Origin of the sequence: Pseudomonas germanica (assembly GCF_019614655.1) — a bacterium.
GTDB classification, from domain to species: domain Bacteria; phylum Pseudomonadota; class Gammaproteobacteria; order Pseudomonadales; family Pseudomonadaceae; genus Aquipseudomonas; species Aquipseudomonas neuropathica.
Genome location: NZ_CP071586.1, coordinates 5,678,414 through 5,700,982 on the forward strand (window position 1 = coordinate 5,678,414; position 22,569 = coordinate 5,700,982).

Annotated in this window: 14 protein-coding genes; 9 read left to right on the forward strand and 5 right to left on the reverse strand. The window is 60.2% G+C overall.

Going from position 1 to position 22,569, the window contains the following annotated elements; all coding sequences use genetic code 11:
* The first annotated feature begins 151 nt into the window (after window positions 1-151).
* From J0G10_RS25090 to cmoB, 9 genes are all read left to right on the forward strand, one after another.
* On the forward strand, window positions 152-2,563 hold the full coding sequence (locus J0G10_RS25090; protein ID WP_095125894.1) for a glucose/quinate/shikimate family membrane-bound PQQ-dependent dehydrogenase: 2,412 nt from the start codon (window positions 152-154) through the stop codon (window positions 2,561-2,563).
* A 526-nt stretch (window positions 2,564-3,089) separates the two neighbouring features.
* Complete coding sequence (locus J0G10_RS25095; RefSeq protein WP_220556948.1) at window positions 3,090-3,464, forward strand: DUF6124 family protein; 375 nt, start codon at window positions 3,090-3,092, stop codon at window positions 3,462-3,464.
* Between the two features lie 243 nt (window positions 3,465-3,707).
* Window positions 3,708-4,160, forward strand: coding sequence for a hypothetical protein (locus J0G10_RS25100; protein WP_095048329.1), 453 nt, complete (start codon window positions 3,708-3,710; stop codon window positions 4,158-4,160).
* A 206-nt stretch (window positions 4,161-4,366) separates the two neighbouring features.
* On the forward strand, window positions 4,367-10,093 hold the full coding sequence (locus tag J0G10_RS25105) for a membrane-targeted effector domain-containing toxin (protein WP_220556949.1): 5,727 nt from the start codon (window positions 4,367-4,369) through the stop codon (window positions 10,091-10,093).
* 276 nt (window positions 10,094-10,369) lie between these two features.
* On the forward strand, window positions 10,370-12,787 hold the full coding sequence (lon, locus tag J0G10_RS25110) for an endopeptidase La (protein ID WP_095048331.1): 2,418 nt from the start codon (window positions 10,370-10,372) through the stop codon (window positions 12,785-12,787).
* A gap of 258 nt (window positions 12,788-13,045) precedes the next feature.
* Window positions 13,046-13,438, forward strand: a complete 393-nt coding sequence (locus tag J0G10_RS25115; RefSeq protein ID WP_093430626.1) for a protease inhibitor I42 family protein — start codon at window positions 13,046-13,048, stop codon at window positions 13,436-13,438.
* 2 nt (window positions 13,439-13,440) lie between these two features.
* On the forward strand, window positions 13,441-14,079 hold the full coding sequence (locus J0G10_RS25120) for a lysoplasmalogenase (protein WP_176471311.1): 639 nt from the start codon (window positions 13,441-13,443) through the stop codon (window positions 14,077-14,079).
* 200 nt (window positions 14,080-14,279) lie between these two features.
* Window positions 14,280-15,023, forward strand: coding sequence for a carboxy-S-adenosyl-L-methionine synthase CmoA (gene cmoA / locus J0G10_RS25125; protein ID WP_007916813.1), 744 nt, complete (start codon window positions 14,280-14,282; stop codon window positions 15,021-15,023).
* The gene (gene cmoB, locus J0G10_RS25130; RefSeq protein WP_095048333.1) at window positions 15,020-15,976 is read left to right on the forward strand and encodes a tRNA 5-methoxyuridine(34)/uridine 5-oxyacetic acid(34) synthase CmoB; all 957 of its coding nucleotides are present in this window, start codon (window positions 15,020-15,022) and stop codon (window positions 15,974-15,976) included. Before cmoA ends, cmoB begins: the two co-directional genes overlap by 4 nt.
* A gap of 474 nt (window positions 15,977-16,450) precedes the next feature.
* On the opposite strand, the gene tadA is transcribed toward cmoB, so the two are convergent.
* The 5 genes from tadA to J0G10_RS25155 all read right to left on the reverse strand — a co-directional run bounded on the left by tadA (window position 16,451) and on the right by J0G10_RS25155 (window position 22,552).
* Window positions 16,451-16,951, reverse strand: a complete 501-nt coding sequence (gene tadA, locus J0G10_RS25135; protein WP_095048334.1) for a tRNA adenosine(34) deaminase TadA — start codon at window positions 16,949-16,951, stop codon at window positions 16,451-16,453.
* Window positions 16,951-18,327, reverse strand: a complete 1,377-nt coding sequence (locus tag J0G10_RS25140) for a multicopper oxidase family protein (protein ID WP_095048335.1) — start codon at window positions 18,325-18,327, stop codon at window positions 16,951-16,953. Before J0G10_RS25140 ends, tadA begins: the two co-directional genes overlap by 1 nt.
* 117 nt (window positions 18,328-18,444) lie before the next feature.
* Window positions 18,445-18,735 (reverse strand): PTS transporter subunit EIIB, encoded by a 291-nt coding sequence (locus J0G10_RS25145; RefSeq protein WP_095048336.1) that lies wholly within the window; start codon window positions 18,733-18,735, stop codon window positions 18,445-18,447.
* 2 nt (window positions 18,736-18,737) lie between these two features.
* The gene (ptsP, locus tag J0G10_RS25150) at window positions 18,738-21,266 is read right to left on the reverse strand and encodes a phosphoenolpyruvate--protein phosphotransferase (protein ID WP_220556950.1); all 2,529 of its coding nucleotides are present in this window, start codon (window positions 21,264-21,266) and stop codon (window positions 18,738-18,740) included.
* A gap of 62 nt (window positions 21,267-21,328) precedes the next feature.
* The gene (locus J0G10_RS25155) at window positions 21,329-22,552 is read right to left on the reverse strand and encodes a maltoporin (RefSeq protein WP_095125900.1); all 1,224 of its coding nucleotides are present in this window, start codon (window positions 22,550-22,552) and stop codon (window positions 21,329-21,331) included.
* Between the last annotated feature and the right edge of the window lie 17 nt (window positions 22,553-22,569).

Genomic DNA, 22,569 nt, shown 5'->3' on the forward strand with positions numbered 1-22,569 from the left:
TGACTGAAACACCGCCATCGCGAGCAGGCTCACTCCTACAAAAAAGAAATTCGTTAGCTAGACAAGTTTTTATCTGAACCATGCCTGTGCCTAATCGTCATCTAAAGTGACTACAGCGCGGGACTACATAAACGTCACGGAGAATCACACTATGAGCACCGAAAGTGCTTCGAGTCGGGGCCGTCTGCTACCGAGCCTGCTCGGCATTCTGCTTCTACTGATGGGCCTGGCCATGTTGGCCGGTGGGGTCAAGCTGAGCATGCTCGGCGGCTCGCTGTACTACCTGCTGGCCGGTATCGGCATCGCGCTGTCCGGCATTCTGATGCTGATGCGCCGTCGCGCGGCGCTGGGCCTGTACGCCATCGTTCTGTTTGCCAGCACCGTTTGGGCGCTGTGGGAAGTCGGTCTGGACTGGTGGCAACTGGTGCCACGCCTGGCCCTGTGGTTTGTCCTCGGCTTCGTCATGCTGCTGCCGTGGTTCCGTCGTCCGCTGCTGCTTAACGGCCCGGCGCCGATGGGCACTGGCGGTCTGACCGTCGCTGTGGTGCTGGCCGGCGTCACCGCTCTGGCCAGCCTGTTCACCCACCCGGGCGAAACCTTCGGCGAACTGGGCCGCGACACCGCGGACACCACCAGCACCGCGCCAGCCATGCCCGATGGCGACTGGCAGGCCTACGGCCGCACCGAATTCGGTGACCGCTACTCGCCACTGAAGCAGATCACTCCGGCCAACGTCGGCAAGTTGCAAGAAGCCTGGCGCATCCAGACCGGTGACTTGCCGACCGCTGATGACCCGGTCGAGCTGACCAACGAAAACACTCCGCTGAAAGCCAACGGCATGATCTATGCCTGCACCGCGCACAGCAAAGTGTTAGCCCTGGACCCGGACACCGGCAAAGAACTGTGGCGCTTCGACCCACAGATCAAGAGCCCGGTCGGCTTCAAAGGCTTCGCCCACATGACTTGCCGTGGCGTGTCGTACTACGACGAAGCCGCTTACGCCAAAACTGAAAACGCAGCCTCGGCGGTAATTTCCGAAGCTGGCAAAGCCGTTGCTCAGGCTTGCCCGCGTCGTCTGTACCTGCCCACCGCTGATGCCCGCCTGATCGCCCTGAACGCCGACACCGGCAAGATCTGCGAAGGCTTCGGCAACAACGGTGTGGTTGACCTGACCCAAGGCATCGGCCCGTTCACCGCCGGTGGTTACTACTCCACCTCGCCAGCGGCGATTACTCGTGATCTGGTGATCATGGGCGGTCACGTGACCGACAACGAATCGACCAACGAGCCATCGGGCGTGATCCGCGCTTTCGACGTGCGCGACGGTCACCTCGTATGGAACTGGGATAGCGACAAGCCTGACGCCACCGAGCCTTTGGCACCGGGCGAAACCTATAGCCGCAACTCGGCGAACATGTGGTCGCTGGCCAGTGTCGACGAAAAACTCGGCATGGTTTACCTGCCACTGGGCAACCAGACCCCAGACCAGTGGGGCGCTGATCGCACCCCGGGCGCCGAGAAATTCAGCGCCGGCATCGTGGCTCTGGACCTGGCCACCGGTAAAGTGCGCTGGAACTACCAGTTCACCCACCACGACCTGTGGGACATGGACGTTGGCAGCCAGCCAACCCTGCTCGACATGAAAACCGCCGACGGCGTGAAACCGGCGCTGATCGCTCCGACCAAACAGGGCAGCCTTTACGTCCTCGACCGTCGTGACGGCACGCCGATCATTCCGATCAAGGAAATCCCGGTCCCGCAAGGCGCTGTCAAAGGCGACCACACCGCACCGACCCAGGCCCGTTCGGACCTCAACCTGCTGGCCCCGGAACTCACCGAAAAAGCCATGTGGGGCGCGAGCCCGTTCGACCAGATGCTGTGCCGCATCCAGTTCAAGGAACTGCGTTATGAAGGCCAGTACACCCCGCCGTCGGAACAGGGCAGCCTGATCTACCCGGGTAACGTCGGCGTGTTCAACTGGGGCGGCGTCTCGGTCGATCCGGTTCGGCAAATGCTGTTCACCAGCCCGAACTACATGGCCTTCGTTTCGAAAATGGTGCCACGCGAGCAAGTCGCCGCCGGCAGCAAACGCGAAAGCGAAACCGCTGGTGTGCAGCCAAACACCGGCGCGCCATACGCGGTGATCATGCACCCGTTCATGTCGCCATTCGGCGTACCGTGCCAGGCCCCGGCCTGGGGCTACGTTGCCGGTATCGACCTGACCACCAGCAAAGTCGTGTGGAAACGTAAAAACGGCACCAGCCGCGACAGCTCGCCCATCCCGATCGGTTTCACCCTGGGTGTGCCGAGCATGGGCGGTTCGATGGTCACGGCTGGCGGCGTCGGCTTCCTCAGCGGCACCCTCGACCAGTACCTGCGCGCGTACGACGTGAACAGCGGTAAAGAGCTGTGGAAATCGCGTCTGCCGGCGGGTGGTCAAGCGACACCGATGACCTACACCGGCAAGGACGGCAAGCAATACGTGCTGCTGGTTGTCGGCGGTCATGGCTCGCTGGGCACCAAGATGGGTGACTATGTGATTGCGTACAAACTGCCGGAATAAGTTTTAGCGGCGGTAAAACAAAGGCGATGCCCCGCAAGGGACATCGCCTTTTTTGTGCCTGCCAATTTTGAATCCTCTGGAGAAACCTGTGGGAGCTGGCTTGCCAGCGATAGCGTCGGGTCAGCCGGCACATATGCCGGCTGGAAGAACGCCATCGCTGGCAAGCCAGCTCCCACAGTTTGATCAGCGTTGGTTGTAGGAATTGTTCTTGTCCTACAGATGCTGGGAGTTGCAGGGAGATTTCCGACAAGTCGTGTCGGTTGTGCCTCGGAAATCGGCTGGATAGGCTCGGGGGGGCGCTGCAAATTCAGCGAACGGGCGTCGCGGCCCGATAACTGATGCATAATCGCCAACCTGACGGCACCTCGGTGCTGTTTGTCTGTGTCATGGCGGCTGTGCGCGGGATACCTTCTTGGAGGTATGCCGATTTCTCAGTTATCGGTCCGCGAACCCGCGTACAGCTGCCACCTCAGATTGCGTCGCGGCAATCGAAGGCAGCTCCACTTTCACCAACTGAGTATTCACCATGAAAAAGCCAACACCCAATCCGCCCGAAACCGAAGACACCACCCCCTACGAATTCCCCGGCTCGAAGCGATTCCACGAAGCCGCCGAACGCGCCCTTGACCACTACCTCAAACCCAACGCCCTGACCCTGCGCTTTCACAAACCCAGCACCATGTTCCAGGTCGCCCCCGAACAGGACAGCGAAAGCCTGCTGGTCCACGCCTGCGAATCGCTGGCCCAGGCCAGCCTCATGACCAGCGACATCGCCGCTTACATCGACCTGCCGCAGCGGCGCACGACTCTGGCCATCCAGCAAATCATCATGCTCGCCGAACTGGCGGTGAACCGCGTGCTGGATAACCACGAAATCGCGCAATCCCCAACACACAGCTAACCCCCTGTGGGAGCGAGCCTGCTCGCGAAGGCGTCAGCCCATTCGGCAGTTGGACTGACTGACGCAGTGCTTTCGCGAGCAAGCCTGCCCCGCACTTGATCAACACTGTGCCTGCCATATAACTCCTATCAAGAAGGCTCATCGCGAACACGTATAAAAACCTGTCAGATATGACAGTTCACTGTCTTCACCCGCCCAATCAGACTTCCTTCTCCAACCAAAATCAGGCACAGGAAGCACCCCATGACCCATCCAAAGGCATCCCCAGCAGTTTGGGTAAACGGTATTCTCAACGTTAATGTAAAAGGCACCATTGGCGGTACGCCGGTTAATCTGACCAGCTTCACGACAACCAGCATTTCCACCTCTGTCAACCAGCTCGGCGGTTACAATTTTTCTTTCGAAGATAACCACGGTTCATCGAGCCTACGAGCCATCTCCATCTCGCTTCGCAAGCTGCTGGATCCTGCAATCGCTGGCTACCTTGAATATGTCGTGACCGAACGAGGTATTCAGCCTTATGACTATGAAGTGACATCCTCTTCCGACATTTCTGTAAGTCAACTCAATAGCGGCCTGTACTTATACTCCCTCGATAATTTGCAACTTTCCGGTAAGGCACGCCACGGTGATGAAACACGTGAACTCACCGGTAGCGGATACTTTTTTCTCCAAGAGCTGACTTCCCCTATCTAACAAACAGATCAGGATTTCACTCGTCGGGTTAAACGTGCGTCTGCCGCTCCATCACAGGTGCAGGGCAGACGCATGCCGACGTGAAATACCGAGTCGAACCCAAGCTCTACATCGACAGACCAATAACCCCCTATACATATATACCACCCGCCCCCCACTGCCCCTCGCCATGCTGGCCGCTCACCCTCAGCATGGAAAAAATGCCCATGAACCTCGCCACAACCCCCACCTCCGAAGAGGTCAAAAACGATCTCAACGCGATCGCCCATCACCTGTTCAATACATCAACCCCGCTGCTTCCCGAACAAAAACCGAGTACCGAACAGGCCTTTCTGAAACGCCTCGACGAACAACTGAAAACCTATCGCACCAGCTACCTGCAACGCAGCCGCGAGCTGTATCAGGCGCTGGAAAACAGCGATCTGCAAAGCGACGAAGGCAAACAACTGATCGCCACCCTGAAAGTCAGGCTGGCCACCCAACTGATCAACATGGATCAGCGCGACCGGATCGACGATAAACCAGCGAAAACCTTCCTCAAATATGACGCAGGCTTCACCGCCATCGGCCACGAAGCCAGACAGGCCGTCACCGACCGCCTGCTGCACCCGCAAGCCGGCGAACTGCTGCAAAAACTCGATGCGGTGCCGATGCTGCGTCCGGCCATGTACGCGCTGCAGTTCAGCTATCAAGACACCACCGTTGAGCTGGCCGGCGCCTTTGTGGTCACGGAAAAAGACACTCGCCGCGTCAAGGACCTGCAGACCGACCAGAGCATGGGTTTCGCCCTGCTGTTTACCCCCGCAAGAGGCATCGAATTCTTCAACTCCCTTGCTGATCTCGACAGCCAACTGCGCACATCGCTGAACCACGCCAGCGGTAGCGAGGAGTTCATGTCCATGTTGCCGACGCGCTATCACGCCGTGGGCGCAGCAGGGATCTGCCCGCTGCTGCTCGCGCCAATCGACAGCAGACCGTTGTTCGAACACACCTACGACGCGCTGATCGAAAAACGCACGCAGGATATCGAGCGCGCCTTGAGCTTCGCCGAAAACCCTCAGCAAGACCCCAGGCAATTGCTCACCGCGCTGGACCGCGCCATTGCCGCTGCCCTGCCGGATCTCACGCCGCGTCTGGAATTACGCGCGCAAACCTTGTTCGAGCGCCACCTGCACTACAGCGCACCGGACTGGTTTCGAAGCGCCAGCACCGCGCAAAAAGACGCACTGGCGCAGCATCTGCGCAACTACCAGCAGGCGCGGCAAGACCTGCTCGACTTGATGGAGCCGGCTGGCAGTCTGACGGCACTGGCCCGCCAGCAATGGCTGGAGCGCCTGAGCGAAGACCTGGAAATCGACGACCTCGAGCCGGCAAAGTTAAGCCTTTCGACCGATCGCCGAGTGCCGGGCTACGGCGTTTATGTGCATCAATCCAGTCTGCTCGAGCTGTCCTTGCGCGGCCCGCACACCGGCGATGAATTACCGGGTTCGGAGTTTTTGAAGTACACCACCCTCACCTACGATGACGCGCCTTTGCCGCCAGCCTACGCGGACGTGACGCCGGCGTGGCTGATCAGGCAAGCCGTAGAGCTGCAACCTCGGATTGACTTCAATCACTTGCAAAATGAGCTGCAGGCCAGGCCCGCAATCAAACCTGCCATCGAGCAGATGCTCGATAAACGTATCGTCGCCCTCGCTCACACGGCGGTGCTGCAAGGGCACTTGCTCGACAATGACCTGCAACTGATCCAGCGCCTGCGTGACGGTAGCGATGCGCGCCTGCGCGCCGCCACCCTGTCGCTGCACGGCGCCCAGTTGCAAGATTTTTGGGTGCTGCGCCAGTACGATGACGGCGGCGCGCTCAAACGGCTGTTGCTGTGCACACCACAGGCGCCGCGAACGCAACAATTCCAGGCCTTCGACAGTGAGCGCGAATGCCAGACCCACCTGCTGGGCTGGGCCAAACACAGTGATGCCGCCGACAGCATGGCCGGCTACCTGATCAGCCGTGCGCCCATGCGCTTTCGCGCAAAGCTGCGCCACGTGTTGGCCGGGCTGAGTTTCAAACCTGAGGCGCTGGAGCATCAAAAGGTCACGTTCGCTCACACCGGCAGTCATCCCGATTGCCTGCGCGCGATGGCTGAACATGTGCTCGCCACACGGATCGACGACTATGACTTCAGTACACCGCTGTGGTATCGCTCCACCACGGCTGCCAACCGCCGAAAGCTGACGACCCTGAGTGAAGACGCCGAAGGCGCCTTGCGCGCGTTCAACAAGCATGCCTTGTCGGGCAGTCGCTTTCCGGCGTTTGATGACTACGTGCACGAGCAAGCCAAAATCAGCTTGAACCGCTTGCTCAAGCGCACCACCAACGATGTCGATCCGGATACCGTCTGGGCTTACTCGCCGACCGCCATCGTGCGCTCGTGGACGCCAAAACCTCTGAACTACACCACGCTGTATCGCGATGGCTACGCCGACGGCGTCGGTTTTCTCGATGAGAAATTTTTCCGCTCGGCCCGCTTCAAAGGCCCGCAAGGCATCGATATCAGCAGCCTGACCGCACAGAATGTCGCACGCTCGGTCACCGGTGTGTGGATCGGCCAACGCTACATCGACAAGGTCAAGGCTGAACTGCAAAGTTCGACGAGCGAAGGCTATGACTTCCGGCGCAACACGACCCTGGCCATTACCCAGCGCCAGATGAAAAACGCCGCGCTGGAATGCCAGCTGCAGGGCCATATCGCCAGCCATGATCTGCAATGGCTGGAGCAGAGTATCGACAGCATGGCTGAAACTTCCGGCTCCATGCGCACGACCTATCCGCTCCACCGTTTGATGATCGACGGCGAATGGGTGCTCGATGCGTGGCTGTTCAGCCATGGCGCCAACCCGGTTCTGCTCTACACCCCCGAGGCGCCCGACGGCGTCGCTTTCCGCGAAGCGCGGCTGTTCAATTACCTGCTTCAGCAGCAGTCCGGCATGCTCGAATACCTGACGTTGCGCGTCGACGTCAGCGCCCGGACCCGGGTTCGCACATACCTTGAAAACATCAAGAAAGGGCTGCCCAAAGACCTCAATAAAACCACACCCAGCCCTGCACGCTACGACTCGACCCGCGCGGTCGCGGCGGTCAGTGACCTGCGCACTGTCCTTTACGACATGAAGTTGCAACGTCGTATCGACGACGTTAACGCCACCACCACCAGCCGTGCCGAGATGATCGCCGGTCTGGTCTGGAACAGTATCGAATGGATCACCGCCATTGCCACGGCGCCGTTCCCGCTGCTGAGCCTGAGCACCGGCCTGCTCCTGGCGTTCAAGGACGCCATGCTCGTGCTGCACGCGTACCGTCAGGGTGACCACGGCGAAGCGTTCCAGCACCTGGTCGGTTATCTGTTCAACAGTGTCGGCGCGTTGCTGACCGACCTGCGTCCGGCGCTGCGTTCGCTCAAAACTGTGCCCCGGCCTTTGCGACAGAGCATCGCCAGCGCCCTCAACGAACAACGCGATGTCATGACCGTGATCGAACAAGTGGAACCTGGCCCCAAGCGGAATGAAATGAGTGCGGTGTTTTTCAGAGGCCAGGTGTACTACATCCGGGAAAATGCCGACTTACTCGGTCGTCATGTGCTCTATCTGAACAACCCGGAATTCGGCGCCCCCCTCTCGAGCGGCATTCTCGCCGTGCGCAATTCCGACGGGGTGATGGTGCGCGCCGGCGTGTCCGGCGGTGCGCCGAAGTACGAGGCCGTGCCAGAGCCAGACGGTCCGCACAAGATCTATGGCGTCGAGCCCAAATACCGCCAGCGCATCGAAACGGTGATGAATCCGCAAACCCGGGAAAACACCCTCCTTAGCAGTCAAGACTACATGGGCACCGATCCCCGCTTGATCCTTGTCGGGGTCGTGGAACGCCTCGCCTCGACACGCACCGCCTACCTGAAACAGGTCGAAAAGCTCAGCAAAGACGCCGCCGCGCATTTCGCTGACCTTACCGCGCTGCCAGCCCGCGCCCAAGTCCCGCCGATCGCCGACGACTTGTCATTTACACAGTTGATCGCCAGTGACGCGGTCAAAGGGAAGAATCTGGTGATCGGCGCCCAGCCCGGTTCGATCGCCAGCAAACAACTGCTGATCAATCATCTGGACACCCTCGTTGAAAGTGGCTTCAAGCGACTTTACGTGGAATACCTGGCAGCGGATGTCTTCAAGGCGAAGCTGGAAAAAATGAACAAGGGAAAATCCTGGAAACACATCGAAAAACATCTTGAAGCCGTCGACCGTGCGCTGGGCCATGAGCAGGACGCGCCATTTTCCTATCTGGCACTGGTGCGTACCGCTCGCGAAAAGGGCCTGAAAATCCATGCGCTGGATGCTTCGACCAGCTACAAACTGGAAGGCGCGCTGGTACTGGACGAGGTCTCGCCATTGACCCCTCGCAGCAACAGCCTGAGGAATTTCTATTCGCACAAGACGCTGGCCGCCGATATCGCCGACGCGCCTGATGAGCGCTGGGTGATCCTCACCGAACAATCACGCATGTCCACCTTCGACAACACCCCCGGCCTGGCCGACTTGCACGCGGCTGTCGCCGTGCGCGTGGAGGATGTCGCAGAGGGTCAGGCGGCACGTATCGGCCTCGATTCAGCCGGGGCAATCGCCGGGGATTCGGCCGCCAAGGGCGATTATCGTGTGCAATGGCCGACGGCGTACAAGGCGCCTCAGCCCGTCTCCAGGCCAGCAGCGATTACCCCCGTTGTCGAGCATTTCAGCGAGTACGATATCCCGCCCTCGATGCGCGACGATATTGCGCAAATGTTGCATCAACCCTACGCCATGGATTCACGCTACAGCCCGACCGTACCGAGTGAAAAAAAGGCGTTCGACGCGTTCATCGCCCACCGCAAACGTCTGGAGAAAAAGGCCAGGGACGCATTTACTTACTACACGCCCCCCGAAGCGGCCACGCTGCCGACGCTCACCTCAGACACCACGTTCGAGGCGTTTTTGCAGCTGCTGACCGACGGCCGCTTGAACCTGCTGATCGGTGAGGCCCATAGCCACGTATCGAGCAAAGCGCTGCTGAAAAAGTACATGAAGGCGCTCAAGCAAGCCGGGTATGACACGCTCTACGTGGAACATCTGTTCACCGATTTGCACCAGGCCGATCTGGATACTTTTTTTCGGACACAGCGCATGCCGGACAGACTGAAGAATTACCTGCGCGTTCAGGATCGTGGCCAAATGCCGACCTATAACGGTAACGATACCTACACAGAGGTGCTCCAGGCGGCGGCCAAGTACAAAGTCCGTATCAGGGCCCTCGATTGCACGGCGTCTTACCACCTCAAGGGTGTGTTTAACGAAGATATCTCGCGAAACGAGATGTTCAGCTATTTCGCCACCCATGTGATCGATGCCGACCAACTGGCACATGGGCCGCACAAGTGGGTGGCCCTCATCGGCAATGCCCACACCAACTACAACCTGGGTGTGCCGGGTCTGGCGGATACGCTCTCGGCGGTCAGTCTCCACGTACGCGACACCGCTCCGGAACTGGCCAGAGATATCCATCGCGGGACCTGGAGAGCGGTGGCCAGCGAGCGCGGAACCAATAGCCGGGCCTTGCGCAGCGATTTCCTGTTGGAAGTGGCCGTCGCCGGAAAGAAAAAACCAGCCCTGACGCCGGCCGTCGAGCGCAGCAAACTGACCCGACCCGGGATGTTCATGATCGAAAATACGGATACGGGCGAGCTCCGTCTGGTGCATAAATCCAGGTCCGGCGACATCGTTGAGACACCGATTCAGGTCAATGACCACGGCTTGTTTTTCATTGATCGCTGGGAGAAAAAAGATGAGCGTTTCAAATACCTGGGGACCTTGATCGATATGCTGGTCAGTGATCTGAAATTGACCGAGGTGAAATAACCGTCAGGCCTGACCTGCGCATTGCCAACCACCACCGGGCTTGACGGCCCGGTGGTTTTTTATAGCCCGGATGCCACCGCTCTGCGCCTTATAGCAATAGCGCAGGCCAATGTCTCAGCGAGCGTGTTTCGGGTGGCGTTCAGATGGAAACAACGATCGCCAAGTGCAGAGAAACCCTGTCAAAACCCTGAACACACAAGCAGAAACATCGCCCCCCATTGAAACCACCCAAGGCCTGCCCCATCTAAGACCCATACTCCATTGCGCAGGTGCCCCATGAGCGACCAGCAAGAATTCCCGGAAAACCCCGACGACTACACCGAAGCCGAACACATCGAACACACGTCTTCCGGCAAAGGCCTTGCCCTGCCCGGCCAGAACCTGCCGGACAAGGTCTACATCATCCCGATCCACAATCGCCCGTTCTTCCCGGCGCAAGTCCTGCCAGTCATCGTCAACGAAGAGCCCTGGGCTGAAACCCTCGAACTGGTCAGCAAATCCGAACACCATTCCCTGGCCCTGTTCTTCATGGACACGCCCCAGGAAGACCCGCGCCACTTCGACACCGGCGCCCTGCCGCAATACGGCACGCTGGTCAAAGTCCACCACGCCAGCCGCGAGAACGGCAAACTGCAATTCGTCGCCCAAGGCCTGAGCCGCGTGCGCATCAAGACCTGGCTGAAACACCACCGCCCGCCGTATCTGGTGGAGGTTGAATACCCGCACCAGCCCACCGAGCCGACCGACGAGGTCAAGGCTTACGGCATGGCGCTGATCAACGCGATCAAAGAACTGCTGCCGCTCAACCCGCTGTACAGCGAAGAGCTGAAGAACTACCTCAACCGCTTCAGCCCCAACGACCCGTCGCCGCTGACCGACTTCGCCGCCGCGCTGACCTCGGCCACCGGCCCCGAACTGCAAGAAGTGCTCGACTGCGTGCCGATGCTCAAGCGCATGGAAAAAGTCCTGCCGATGCTGCGCAAGGAAGTCGAAGTCGCGCGCCTGCAAAAAGAGATTTCGGCGGAAGTTAACCGCAAGATCGGCGAGCATCAGCGCGAGTTCTTCCTCAAGGAACAACTCAAGGTCATTCAGCAGGAACTTGGCTTGACCAAGGACGACCGCAGCGCCGATCTTGAACAGTTCGAGCAACGCTTGGAAGGCAAAGTCCTGCCAGCGCAAGTGCAGAAGCGCCTCGAAGAGGAAATGAACAAGCTGTCGATCCTCGAGACCGGTTCGCCCGAGTACGCGGTCACCCGTAATTACCTCGACTGGGCGACGTCAGTGCCGTGGGGCGTCTACGGCGAGGACAAACTCGACCTCAAGCACGCGCGCAAAATCCTCGACAAACACCACGCTGGCCTCGACGACATCAAGGATCGCATCCTCGAGTTCCTCGCCGTGGGTGCTTATAAAGGCGAGATCAGCGGCTCCATCGTGCTGCTGGTCGGCCCGCCAGGCGTGGGTAAAACCAGCGTCGGTAAATCCATCGCTGAATCACTCGGCCGGCCGTTCTACCGCTTCAGCCTCGGCGGCATGCGCGACGAAGCCGAGATCAAGGGCCACCGCCGCACCTACATCGGCGCGCAGCCGGGCAAACTGGTGCAGGCGTTGAAAGACGTCGAGGTGATGAACCCGGTGATCATGCTCGATGAAATCGACAAGATGGGCCAGAGCTACCAGGGCGACCCGGCCTCGGCGCTGCTGGAAACCCTCGACCCGGAGCAGAACGTCGAATTCCTCGACCACTACCTCGACCTGCGCATGGACCTGTCGAAAGTCCTCTTCGTGTGCACCGCCAACACTCTGGATTCAATCCCCGGCCCATTGCTTGACCGCATGGAAGTGATTCGCCTGTCGGGCTACATCACTGAAGAAAAAGTCGCCATCGCCAAGCGTCACCTGTGGCCGAAACTGCTGGAAAAGGCCGGCGTGTCCAAGGGCAGCCTGAGCATCAGCGACACCGCGCTCAAAGCCTTGATCGACGGTTACGCCCGTGAAGCCGGCGTGCGCCAGCTGGAAAAGCAAATGGGCAAACTGGTGCGCAAAGCGGTGATGAAGCTGATCGACGAGCCGAAAGCGGTGATCAAACTCGGGCCGAAAGACCTCGAAGCGTCACTCGGCCATCCCGTGTTTCGCAACGAACAAGTGCTGTCCGGTACTGGCGTGATTACCGGTCTGGCATGGACCAGCATGGGCGGCGCGACGTTGCCGATCGAAGCCACGCGGATTCATACGCTTAACCGTGGCTTCAAACTCACCGGGCAACTGGGTGATGTGATGAAGGAGTCGGCGGAGATCGCCTACAGCTACGTCAGCTCGCACCTGAAACAATTCGGCGGCGACGCGAAGTTCTTCGACGAAGCCTTCGTCCACCTGCACGTACCGGAAGGCGCGACACCCAAGGACGGTCCGAGCGCCGGCGTGACCATGGCCAGCGCCCTGCTCTCGCTCGCACGCAATCAGCCGCCGAAGAAAGGTGTAGCGATGACCGGCGAATTGACCCTGACTGGGCATGTGCTGCCGATTGGCGGGGTGCGCGAGAAGGTGATTGCGGCGCGCCGGCAGAAGATTTTCGAGTTGATTCTGCCGGAGCCGAACCGGGGCAATTTTGAGGAATTGCCGGATTATCTGAAGGAAGGCATTACGGTGCATTTCGCGAAGAAGTTTGCCGATGTAGCGAAGGTATTGTTCTGACAGAAAACCCCTCACCCCAACCCTCTCCCGGAGGGAGAAGGAGCTAATTGCGGAATATTGCAGAGTTACACCGACCTGAAAGTACTTCGCTGAATCCATAATCGACTCGGTCTTTCAGGTCGATGTATGACACAAGACACCTCGGTCAGTCCCCTCTCCCTCTGGGAGAGGGTTAGGGTGAGGGCTTGGCGTTGTCACACTTTGTCTCATCTTCAGTTATGCTCGCCGTTCGTCGTAAACGCCGGAGCCTCTGACCTTATGTCCCCCACTCGCCTGTTTGTCCCCCTCGCCCTTTCGTTGCTGGCCGCCTGCGCCACACAACCGAAACACAACGTGACCGTGGAAAAACAAAGCGAATGCCCCGTACGGCTGACTAACGGGCAAAACCTCATCATCATGCTGCCAAGCAACCCGACCACCGGCTATCGCTGGGCCATTCAGGATTCGGCTGGCGGCGTATTGCGTGCACTCAGCCCCGAGGTCTACAGCAATCCGGAAGACGCCGGCGTCGTCGGCGCGGCGGGCGTATCGACCTGGCGCTTTCAAGCATTTGCCCCCGGCACCGGGCGTCTGCGCCTGACCTCGCAACAGCCATGGGCACCGGAAGTGCTGCCCGTGGAAACCTTTGACTGCGCCATTTCGGTGAACTGATCGTGGGCTGGCTGATTCTGGCGCTGATGGGCGCGGTGACGTTTCTCTACGGTGTCAGCACCCACGCGGCGTTACTGTGTCTGTTGGTCAAACCGTTGCCGGTGCTGGCGCTGCTCGGCTGGCTGCACGATGCGCCACCCAGCGACTATCGGCGCTGGATCAGTCTCGGCCTGATTTTCTCGTTGCTGGGTGATGTGTTGCTCGCTTGGCCGGGGGATTTGTTCGTGTTTGGCCTCGGTGCGTTTCTGGTCGCACACCTGGCTTATCTGAAGGCTTATCTGAGTGACTGCAAGCGTCTGGCGGTGTTGCCGCTGGTGCTTGCTCTCGGTGTTGGCGCGGTGTTGCTGGGGATGCTCATTTCCAGCGGACTCGGGCCGTTGCTAGTACCGGTGATTGTCTATGGCACGGCAATCAGCGCGATGCTCTGGCGCGCGCTTGCTCGTCTCGGCACCGATGTGCCGAAACGTTCGGCGTTGCTGGCGGCGGGCGGTGCAGTGGCGTTTGTGTTCTCTGACAGCGTGATTGGCATCGATCGCTTTGTATCGCCATTCCACGCCGCGCCGTACGTCATCATCCTCAGCTACTGGCTGGGCCAATGGGGCATCGCCGCCTCCGCTTTCTCCCAGACTAAACGAATCTGATCGTTCCCACGCTCCGCGTGGGAATGCATCCTGTGACGCTCTGCGTCATTTGCGCAGGGACGCGGAGCGTCCGGGGCGGCGTTCCCACGCAGAGCGTGGGAACGATCACCGGCAAAAAAACGCTTTATCAGACAACCCAAGCATCCCCGCGCCCTTTTGGCTAAAATGCCGGCCTTTCCATTTACACCGCCGGAACCGCCGTGAGCAAAGAACCCGATCGTATTTTCGCCAAGCCTTTGGCCCAGGTGCCCGACTTCGCCTTCAATGAAGACGTGGTGCGGGTGTTCCCGGACATGATCAAGCGCTCGGTGCCGGGTTACCCGACCATCGTCGAAAACCTCGGCGTGCTCGCCGCGCAGTTCGCCCAGCCGAACAGCGTGCTCTACGACCTCGGCTCGTCCTTGGGCGCTGTCACTCAAGCCCTGCGTCGCCACGTGCGCACCGACGGTTGCCGGGTAATCGCTGTGGATAACTCGGCAGCGATGGTTGAGCGCTGCCGCGAATACCTCAACGGTCAGGACTCGATGTTCCAGGAGTTGCTGCCGGTCGAAGTGATCGAAGGCGACATTCTCGCCCTCGACTTCCAGCCCGCCTCGGTGGTGGCGCTGAACTTCACCCTGCAATTCATCGCCCCCGATCAGCGCACGGCGTTGCTCTCGCGCATTCGCCAATCGCTGCTGCCGGGCGGCGCGCTGATCCTCTCGGAGAAGCTGCGCTTCAACGATGCCGAAGAACACGCGCTGCTCACCGATCTGCATGTCGCCTTCAAACGCGCCAACGGCTACAGCGAACTGGAAATCGCCCAGAAGCGCAGCGCCATCGAAAACGTCATGAAGCCCGACAGCCTCGAAGAACACCGCGAACGCCTGCTGGCCGCCGGGTTCTCGAAAGTCGTGCCGTGGTTCCAGTGTCTTAACTTTGCCTCGTTGATTGCCTTGCCATGATTGATCTGTCTCCCCTCGCCCGCCGTCTGGCCGGCACACCGCTGGCCGAATGGGCCAACACTCTGCAAGCGCAACTCGACAAGAAAATGGAGAAAGGTCACGGCGACCTGGAGCGCTGGCAAAGTGCGCTGGATGCCCTGCCGAAAATCCAGCCGAGCGAAGTCGACCTGCTCAACGGTCTGAAACTCGACACCGATTGCGACGATGAAACCCGCGCGCAGATGCACACCGCGTTGATGGGCCTGTCGCCGTGGCGCAAAGGGCCGTTCGACTTGTTTGGTGTGCACGTCGACACCGAATGGCGTTCGGACTGGAAGTGGTCGCGTGTCTCTCCGCACCTCGACTTGAAGGGCAAACGCATCCTCGATGTCGGTTGCGGCAACGGTTATTACATGTGGCGCATGCTCGGTGCCGGCGCGAACAGTGTGATCGGTGTTGACCCGAACTGGCTGTTCTTCTGCCAGTTCCAGGCCGTGCAGCGTTATCTGTCAGAACCCAATGCCTGGCACCTGCCCTTTCCGTTCGAAGACCTGCCGCCAAACCTAGAAGGCTTCGACACGGTGTTTTCCATGGGCGTGTTCTACCACCGTCGCTCGCCGATCGAGCATTTGCTGGCGCTGAAGGATTGCCTGGTCAAGGGTGGCGAACTGGTGCTGGAAACGCTAGTGGTCGAAGGCGACAAGCATCAGGTGCTGGTGCCGGAAGACCGTTATGCGCAGATGCGTAATGTGTGGTTCCTGCCGTCGGTGCCGGCGCTGGAGTTGTGGCTGCGCCGTGCCGGGTTCACCGATATTCGCTGCGTGGACGTGAGCACAACCACGGTTGAAGAACAGCGCGGGACTGAGTGGATGAAGTATCAGTCGCTGAGCGACTTCCTTGATCCCGAAGACCACAGCAAAACCATCGAAGGCTTGCCGGCGCCGATGCGGGCGGTGATTGTCGCCCGTAAATAATCCAATCGCCCAAACACCGCGGTGAGCCCACCCCTCACCCCAGCCCTCTCCCCAGGGAGAGGGAGCTGATCTTTGGGCTTTTCAAAACTTGAGTACGACTCGATAAATCAGGTAGGTGCACCTCGCCCATCCAATCCGGTCAGTCCCCTCTCACTGTGGGAGAGGGAGCTGATCTTTGGGCTTTTCAAAACTTGAGTTCGACTCGATAACTCAGGTCGGTGCACCTCGCCCATCCAATCCGGTCAGTCCCCTCACACTGTGGGAGAGGGAGCTGATCTTTGGGCTTTTCAAAACTTGAGTTCGACTTGGTATGTCAGGTCGACGGACTTGGCCCATCCAGCTCGGTCAGCCCCATCCCCCCAAGGAGAGGGGGCTGATCGTTGAGCTTTTCAAGACTTGAGTTCGACTCGATAACTCAGGTCGGCGCAGATCGCCCATTCAACCCGGTCAGTCCCCTCTCCCTCCGGGAGAGGGTTAGGGTGAGGGGCTTTTTGCTCTTCGGGCGCGAAAGAATTCGGTCAACACCGCGCCACACTCCTCCGCCAACACCCCACCCTCATACAACACCCGGTGATTCAAAAAGCCCTGAGTGAAGAACTGCCCCTGACTCTGCACAATCCCCGCTTTCGGTTCCAGCGCGCCATACACCACCCGCGCCACCCGCGAATGCACGATCAAACCGGCGCACATGCTGCACGGCTCCAGCGTCACATACAGCGTGCTACCCGGCAGACGATAGTTATCCACCGCCTGCGCGGCCTCGCGAATGGCGACCATTTCCGCGTGGGCACTCGGGTCGCTGGTGCTGATCGGGCAATTGAAACCGCGACCGATGATCTCGCCGTCCTGCACCAGCACCGCGCCCACCGGCACTTCGCCGAGGGCTGCGCCTTGTGCGGCGAGGAGCAGCGCTTCGCGCATGAAATCGCGATCACGGCTGCGGTCGATAATTGCCGCAGGGCGAATCTGGCGCATCACTTCACCTCGATGGCGGCCATCAGGCCGGTTTCCATGTGATCGATCACGTGGCAGTGGAACATCCACACCCCCGGATTATCGGCCACCAGCGCCACTTGCGCGCGCTCGTTCTTGCCCAGCAGATAGGTGTCGGTGAAATACGGAATGATCTTGTGCCGGTTCGACGCAATCACCTTGAAACTCATGCCGTGCAGGTGGATCGGGTGCTGATACTGGGTCATGTTCTTCAATTCGAAGATGTAGCTCTGCCCCAGTTTCAGACTGGCAATCGGCCGGTCGGCGCAGGTCTTGTCGGTGATGTCCCAGGCCTTGCCGTTGATCTGCCACAGGCTCGGCGGCCTGCCGTTGTCGACGTTGACCGATACCGAACCGACCCACTCGAAATTGAAGTTGAGTTTCTCGGCATTGGCCAGGTCCGGCTCCGCCACCGGATTGGCCGGCAGCGCTTTCGGCCAGTCAGTCGGCGCATCGTTATTGGCCACTGAACGCAGCGTGCCCAGACGCACCGGGCCGTTGCGCAGCGACAATTCTTCACCCGCTGCCGGCGCCTTGATCGCCAGACAGATACGCATGCCCGGGCCCAGCCAGTATTCCTTGCCCAGCGGCCGCGGTTCGACCGGGTTGCCGTCCAGCGCATAGATCTGCGCTTCGACGCCGGGAATGTTGATGCGGTAAGTCAACGTGTTGTCGAGGTTGAGCAAGCGCACCCGGGTGATCTGCCCGGCCGGCAGTTCGATCACCGGGTTCGGCACGCCGTTGATGGTCGACAACCGCCCCGCCGTACCGCCACGAGCCGCTTCACGGGGAATACTGAACTCGACGAAATTGCCTTCGTCATCGATGTGCCAGTTTTTCAGGCTCAAAGTCTTTTCGTACTTGAAACCGGTCGGCTCGCGCTCTTCGATGATCAATGGCCCGACCAAGCCGCGCCCGAGCTCTTCGCTGCTGCTGACATGCGGGTGATACCAGTAGCTACCGGCATCCGGCACGCGGAATTTGTAATCGAAGTACTCGCCCGGCAACACCGGCAGCTGCGACACGTACGGCACACCGTCCATTTCCAGCGGCAGACGAATGCCGTGCCAGTGAATGGTCGTCGCTACCGGCAGATGGTTGATGAAACGCACCCGCAGCCATTCACCCTGACGCACCCGCAACTCGGTGCCCGGCGCCGACGGACCAAATGCCCAGGCCTCGGTCTTGTGCCCCGGCACCAGCTCGACGTCCAGCGGTGCGGCGATCAGCTCATAGTCGTGGCCCGCCTCGGCGTCGGCCATTTTTCCCAGCCAATACCGCGACGCGCCCCCCGCACCGACACCAACGACAACAAGACCGGCCAGGCCACCGAGGATTTGGCGACGGGTAAAGGACATGAACTCAACTACCTCACGTATCAGCGACAGGCCCTGAAAGCCTGCAAAAGGCGAATACGATACACCTGCGGTTGAGAAACAGTAAGGGCGACCTGAGGCCGCATGCCCTTGACCGGCTTAAGGTCGCAGCCCGGTAATCAGGTGCACGACACCATCCTCCAAGGGCATCACGCCCGCGACCCCGGCGGCGCTCAACGCCTGTTGATCGATACCCGACACATCACGCAATACTACCCGCACCCGCGTCAACGCCAGCGGTTGCTGTGACTGGAGATTATCCACACCGCCCAGCGCCGCGACGATGGCGGCGCTCAATCCGGCGCACGGCTCGGCGGGGACTTCGGGTGTGTCCACCACCAGATCCGGGGTCAGGGCTTTCCAGAATGCCTTCTGCAATTTATCCAACATCTTCAGTTCTCCAGAACCCGTAAAGTATCGACGGTTGCCTCGTGAAAGAGCTGCAACGCCTCGCGCACCTGCCCGGCACTTTCCAGCCCCAGCACCTGTTGGGCGATGATCTGACAATCGGCCAGCTCGAGTTCGCGCACCGTCGCCTTTACCGGTGCAATCATCGGCACGCTCACCGACAGTTCATCCACGCCCAACCCCAGCAACAACGGCACCGCCAGACGTTCCGAGGCCATTGCCCCGCAGACTCCGACCCATTTGCCATGGGCGTGCGCGGCCTTGACGGTCATGGCGATCAGGCGCAATACCGAGGGATGAAAACTGTCCGCCTGACTGGCCAGACGCGGGTGATCGCGATCCATCGCCAGGGTGTATTGCGTCAGGTCATTGGTGCCGATCGAGAAGAAATCCACCAGCGGCGCAAACAGGTCCGCCATCAGCGCCGCGGCCGGCACCTCGATCATGATCCCCAGTTTCGGCCGTTGCGTTAGCCCCAGCGCGAGGATTTCCTCGTCGAGCATTTGCCGCGCCAGACGCAGCTCCGACAGTTGCGTGACCATCGGCAACATGATGTGCAAACGTGTCAGCTCGCAGCAGCCGAGCATGGCCCGGAACTGCTCACGCAATAACTGCGGGCGCTCCAGGCACAAACGAATGCCGCGCACGCCAAGGAACGGGTTGGTTTCGCTGTCCATCGGCACGTAGGCCAGCGGTTTGTCACCACCGACATCAAGGGTGCGCACCACCAGATTGTGCGCAGGTCCCACGCAGCGAGCGATGGCGCTGTAGGTCGCAGCCTGTTCGTCATGGCTCGGCGCATGATTACGGCCCAGGTAGAGAAACTCCGAACGCAGCAGGCCGACGCCCGCACCGCCGAGGGCCATGGCCTGCTCGGTTTCCGCTAACGAGGCGACGTTGGCCGACACCTCGATGTGATGGCCGTCACGGGTCCGCGCCGCGAGCGTTGCGCTGGCCAACTCATGCTCATGGCGTTGACGCTGTTGTGCGTGCCGCGCCTGCCATTGACTGACGGCCGCAGGATCGGGACGCACATGCAATTCGCCCTTGTCGGCATCGAGCAACACCGGGGTGCCGTTACTCAACGCCAACATCTGCACCGGCACCCCGCAGATCGACGGCAGACCGCAGGCGCGCGCAAGAATCGCCACGTGACTGGTTGCGCCGCCGCCGACCGTGGCAAAACCCAGCACCTTGCTGGTATCAATGCCGGCGGTCTGCGACGGGGTCAGTTGATCGGCAATCAGAATGCTTCCATGCGGCAGCTCCATCGCCTGCTCGCCTATCCCCAGCAATAGCTTGAGCACGCGGCGCCCGACATCGGTCAGGTCCGCCGCCCGTTCAGCCAGCAACGCACTGCCCAGTTGGCGAAACATCGCCGCGGTTTCTTCAGTGGCCGCGCGCCAGGCAAACGCCGCGCTTTTGCCTTCACTGATCAATGCCTGGGCCTGATCGAGCAGCCCCGGATCTTCGAGCAGTTCCTGATGCGCCTTGAAGATCTCGGCCTCGGCCTCGCCAGCGGCGGTGTCGCGCAAATGCTGCAAGGCCAGATCGGCTTCGATCAGGGCATTGGCGAGGGCCTCGCGCTCGCCGTCTGCTCCGCCGCCGAACTCGCTGACGTCGAACACCGGCTCGCTGATCTGCACCACTTGGCCCAACGCCGAACCGGGTGACGCGCAGACGCCACGCAGCAGGGTCAGAACCTCGGTTTCGACCAGCTCGACAGGCGCCACCGCCGTCACCGTTTCACCGCAGCCTTCAATCAGTAATCGAGTCAGCGCCTCGATTGCCGCGTCAGCATCTTCGCCCACCGCACTGACCTGCACGCTGTCGCCGCACGCGGTCTGCAACGCCATGATCGCCACCAGGGATTTGGCGTTGGCCTGAGCCTGCTGTTTATGCAGGTAAATCTTTGCCGCGAAGCCCTTTGCCGCTTGCGCGAACACCGCTGCCGGGCGCGCGTGCAATCCGTTGGGATTGGGCAGTTTCAACGTTTGAGAGAACACGGCCTGACCTTCTGCCGCGCCAGCATCCACGCCACAAGCCTGAGTACGGGCGAGCTCAAGCAACGGCTGACCGGTTTCGACCCATCCGCTCGACGCGACCCGCCAGGTGAACGGCTCTGCGCTGACCACCAGCATCAACGTCATCAGGCTGCGCGCATGCCGGGCAATGTAATCGGCGTCGAATTCGATCAACGCTTGTCCGGCGGCAACCCGTTGCCCCTCTTCAACGAGGCGGGTGAAGCCTTGCCCGCCGAGGTTCACGGTATCAAGGCCGATGTGCATCAACACTTGTACGCCATGGTCATCGGTGATGCTCACGGCATGCCCGCTGGCCTGCACGTTGCTGATGACGCCGGCCATGGGCGCACACAGGGTCGATGAAGTCGGGTCGATGCACAGACCGTCGCCGATCACGCGCCCGGAAAACACCGGATCGGGCACCTGCTCAAGCGCGATCAGGACACCGGACAAGGGAGCCAGCAATTGCAATGGTTGGGGTGTGGCCATGACGTCACCTGCAGTTTTGTTCTTTGAAGTGCCCATGGAGCGCGACGCTCCATCAGCATCGCTTATTTCCACCAGTATTCGACCTGCAATCCGACATTCGCACCGTGGCGAGCGCTACCGAAGGCGCCGGTGTCGGAGAGTGCCGAGCCTTTGGCCAGTTCGTTGGCCGCGCGTTTGGCCGCCTCGTTCCAGGTGGCGTACGTGTAATACAGCCGCACCTCGGGACGCGCCCAGAACTCCGGGCCTTTCGGCGACCAGGTCGGGGCAAAGGTAAATTTGCTCAGTTTGCGCGTACCCCCCGGAGCTTCGACTTGATCGTGACCCAGCTCGGTGACCAGTTTGAAGTGTTCGCTGAGCGCATAAGTCGGTCGCACCCCCAGCGAGATCCAGTTCTGGTCGACACCGTCCGGGCGGATGTCTTTCTGGTACACCGCTTCAATCTGGCCACCGAAGCGCGGCGTCACCTGCCAGTCGAAAAACTCGACGACTCGATAACTTTTATTGCTGTCGTCCAATTTGACGTTGCCGGTATAACCCAGTCCGGTGCCCGGCCCTTCACCGTATTGCAGCGCCAGTTTGTTTTTGCCGCCGAGAAAATCCGTCTGCACATGTTGCGTGGTGATCGCCCAGCCCCGGTGGGCATCGCGGCTGTCGGGTTTGTCGATATAACTCAAGCCGAACTCCAGCTCACCGCCAGGATTGGTCTTGAAACCGGCGATGTTGAAGTCGTGCCGATTGATGTAGTCCTTCTGGTACAGGTTGTCCTTGCGCGAGAAGGCGTAGCTGTATTTCAGATCGCCGATCAACACGTCTTCGACCCCGCCCCCCGTGGCGCTCTGGTTCCAGTAGTAGAAGTCGGAAATATGGATGTCATTGCGCTTGTAGTAACGGCGTCCGGCCCACAATGAACCACCGTTGAGCGCGGGCATCGCCGACCACTGTGCGTAGGCCTGCGGCAAGCGGATCGAACCATTGTCGTCTTTGAACGTGGGGCTGCGGTCGTAACGGTTATACAGCGAGGCCATCCCGTCGACACTCAGTACCGAACCGTCGTCAAGGGTGTACAGGTCCTGCCGCAACTCGAGTTCGCCGTACTGCTCGCATTCGTTACCCAAGCGATATTTGGTCTGCGCACCCGGTAACTGGAAGCACGACTGACCGCTGCTGTTGACTGACGTGCCGACACCGCTGCGCAGGTAGCCGCCAAACTCCAGCGCTTGTGACGTTGGCGGTAAGGCCAGGCAAAAACCTGCGACTGCAAGGCTGCGATTTATTGTTGTTTTCATAAGCCACCCCATTGTTT

Coding starts and splice junctions, on each gene's coding strand:
- J0G10_RS25145 (WP_095048336.1), bottom strand. CDS start 18,735: ATGTTGGATAAATTGCAGAAGGCATTCTGGAAAGCCCTGACCCCGGAT.
- cmoB (WP_095048333.1), top strand. CDS start 15,020: ATGATTGATCTGTCTCCCCTCGCCCGCCGTCTGGCCGGCACACCGCTG.
- J0G10_RS25140 (WP_095048335.1), bottom strand. CDS start 18,327: ATGTCCTTTACCCGTCGCCAAATCCTCGGTGGCCTGGCCGGTCTTGTT.
- J0G10_RS25115 (WP_093430626.1), top strand. CDS start 13,046: ATGTCCCCCACTCGCCTGTTTGTCCCCCTCGCCCTTTCGTTGCTGGCC.
- J0G10_RS25090 (WP_095125894.1), top strand. CDS start 152: ATGAGCACCGAAAGTGCTTCGAGTCGGGGCCGTCTGCTACCGAGCCTG.
- tadA (WP_095048334.1), bottom strand. CDS start 16,951: ATGCGCCAGATTCGCCCTGCGGCAATTATCGACCGCAGCCGTGATCGC.
- lon (WP_095048331.1), top strand. CDS start 10,370: ATGAGCGACCAGCAAGAATTCCCGGAAAACCCCGACGACTACACCGAA.
- J0G10_RS25155 (WP_095125900.1), bottom strand. CDS start 22,552: ATGAAAACAACAATAAATCGCAGCCTTGCAGTCGCAGGTTTTTGCCTG.
- ptsP (WP_220556950.1), bottom strand. CDS start 21,266: ATGGCCACACCCCAACCATTGCAATTGCTGGCTCCCTTGTCCGGTGTC.
- J0G10_RS25100 (WP_095048329.1), top strand. CDS start 3,708: ATGACCCATCCAAAGGCATCCCCAGCAGTTTGGGTAAACGGTATTCTC.
- J0G10_RS25105 (WP_220556949.1), top strand. CDS start 4,367: ATGAACCTCGCCACAACCCCCACCTCCGAAGAGGTCAAAAACGATCTC.
- J0G10_RS25095 (WP_220556948.1), top strand. CDS start 3,090: ATGAAAAAGCCAACACCCAATCCGCCCGAAACCGAAGACACCACCCCC.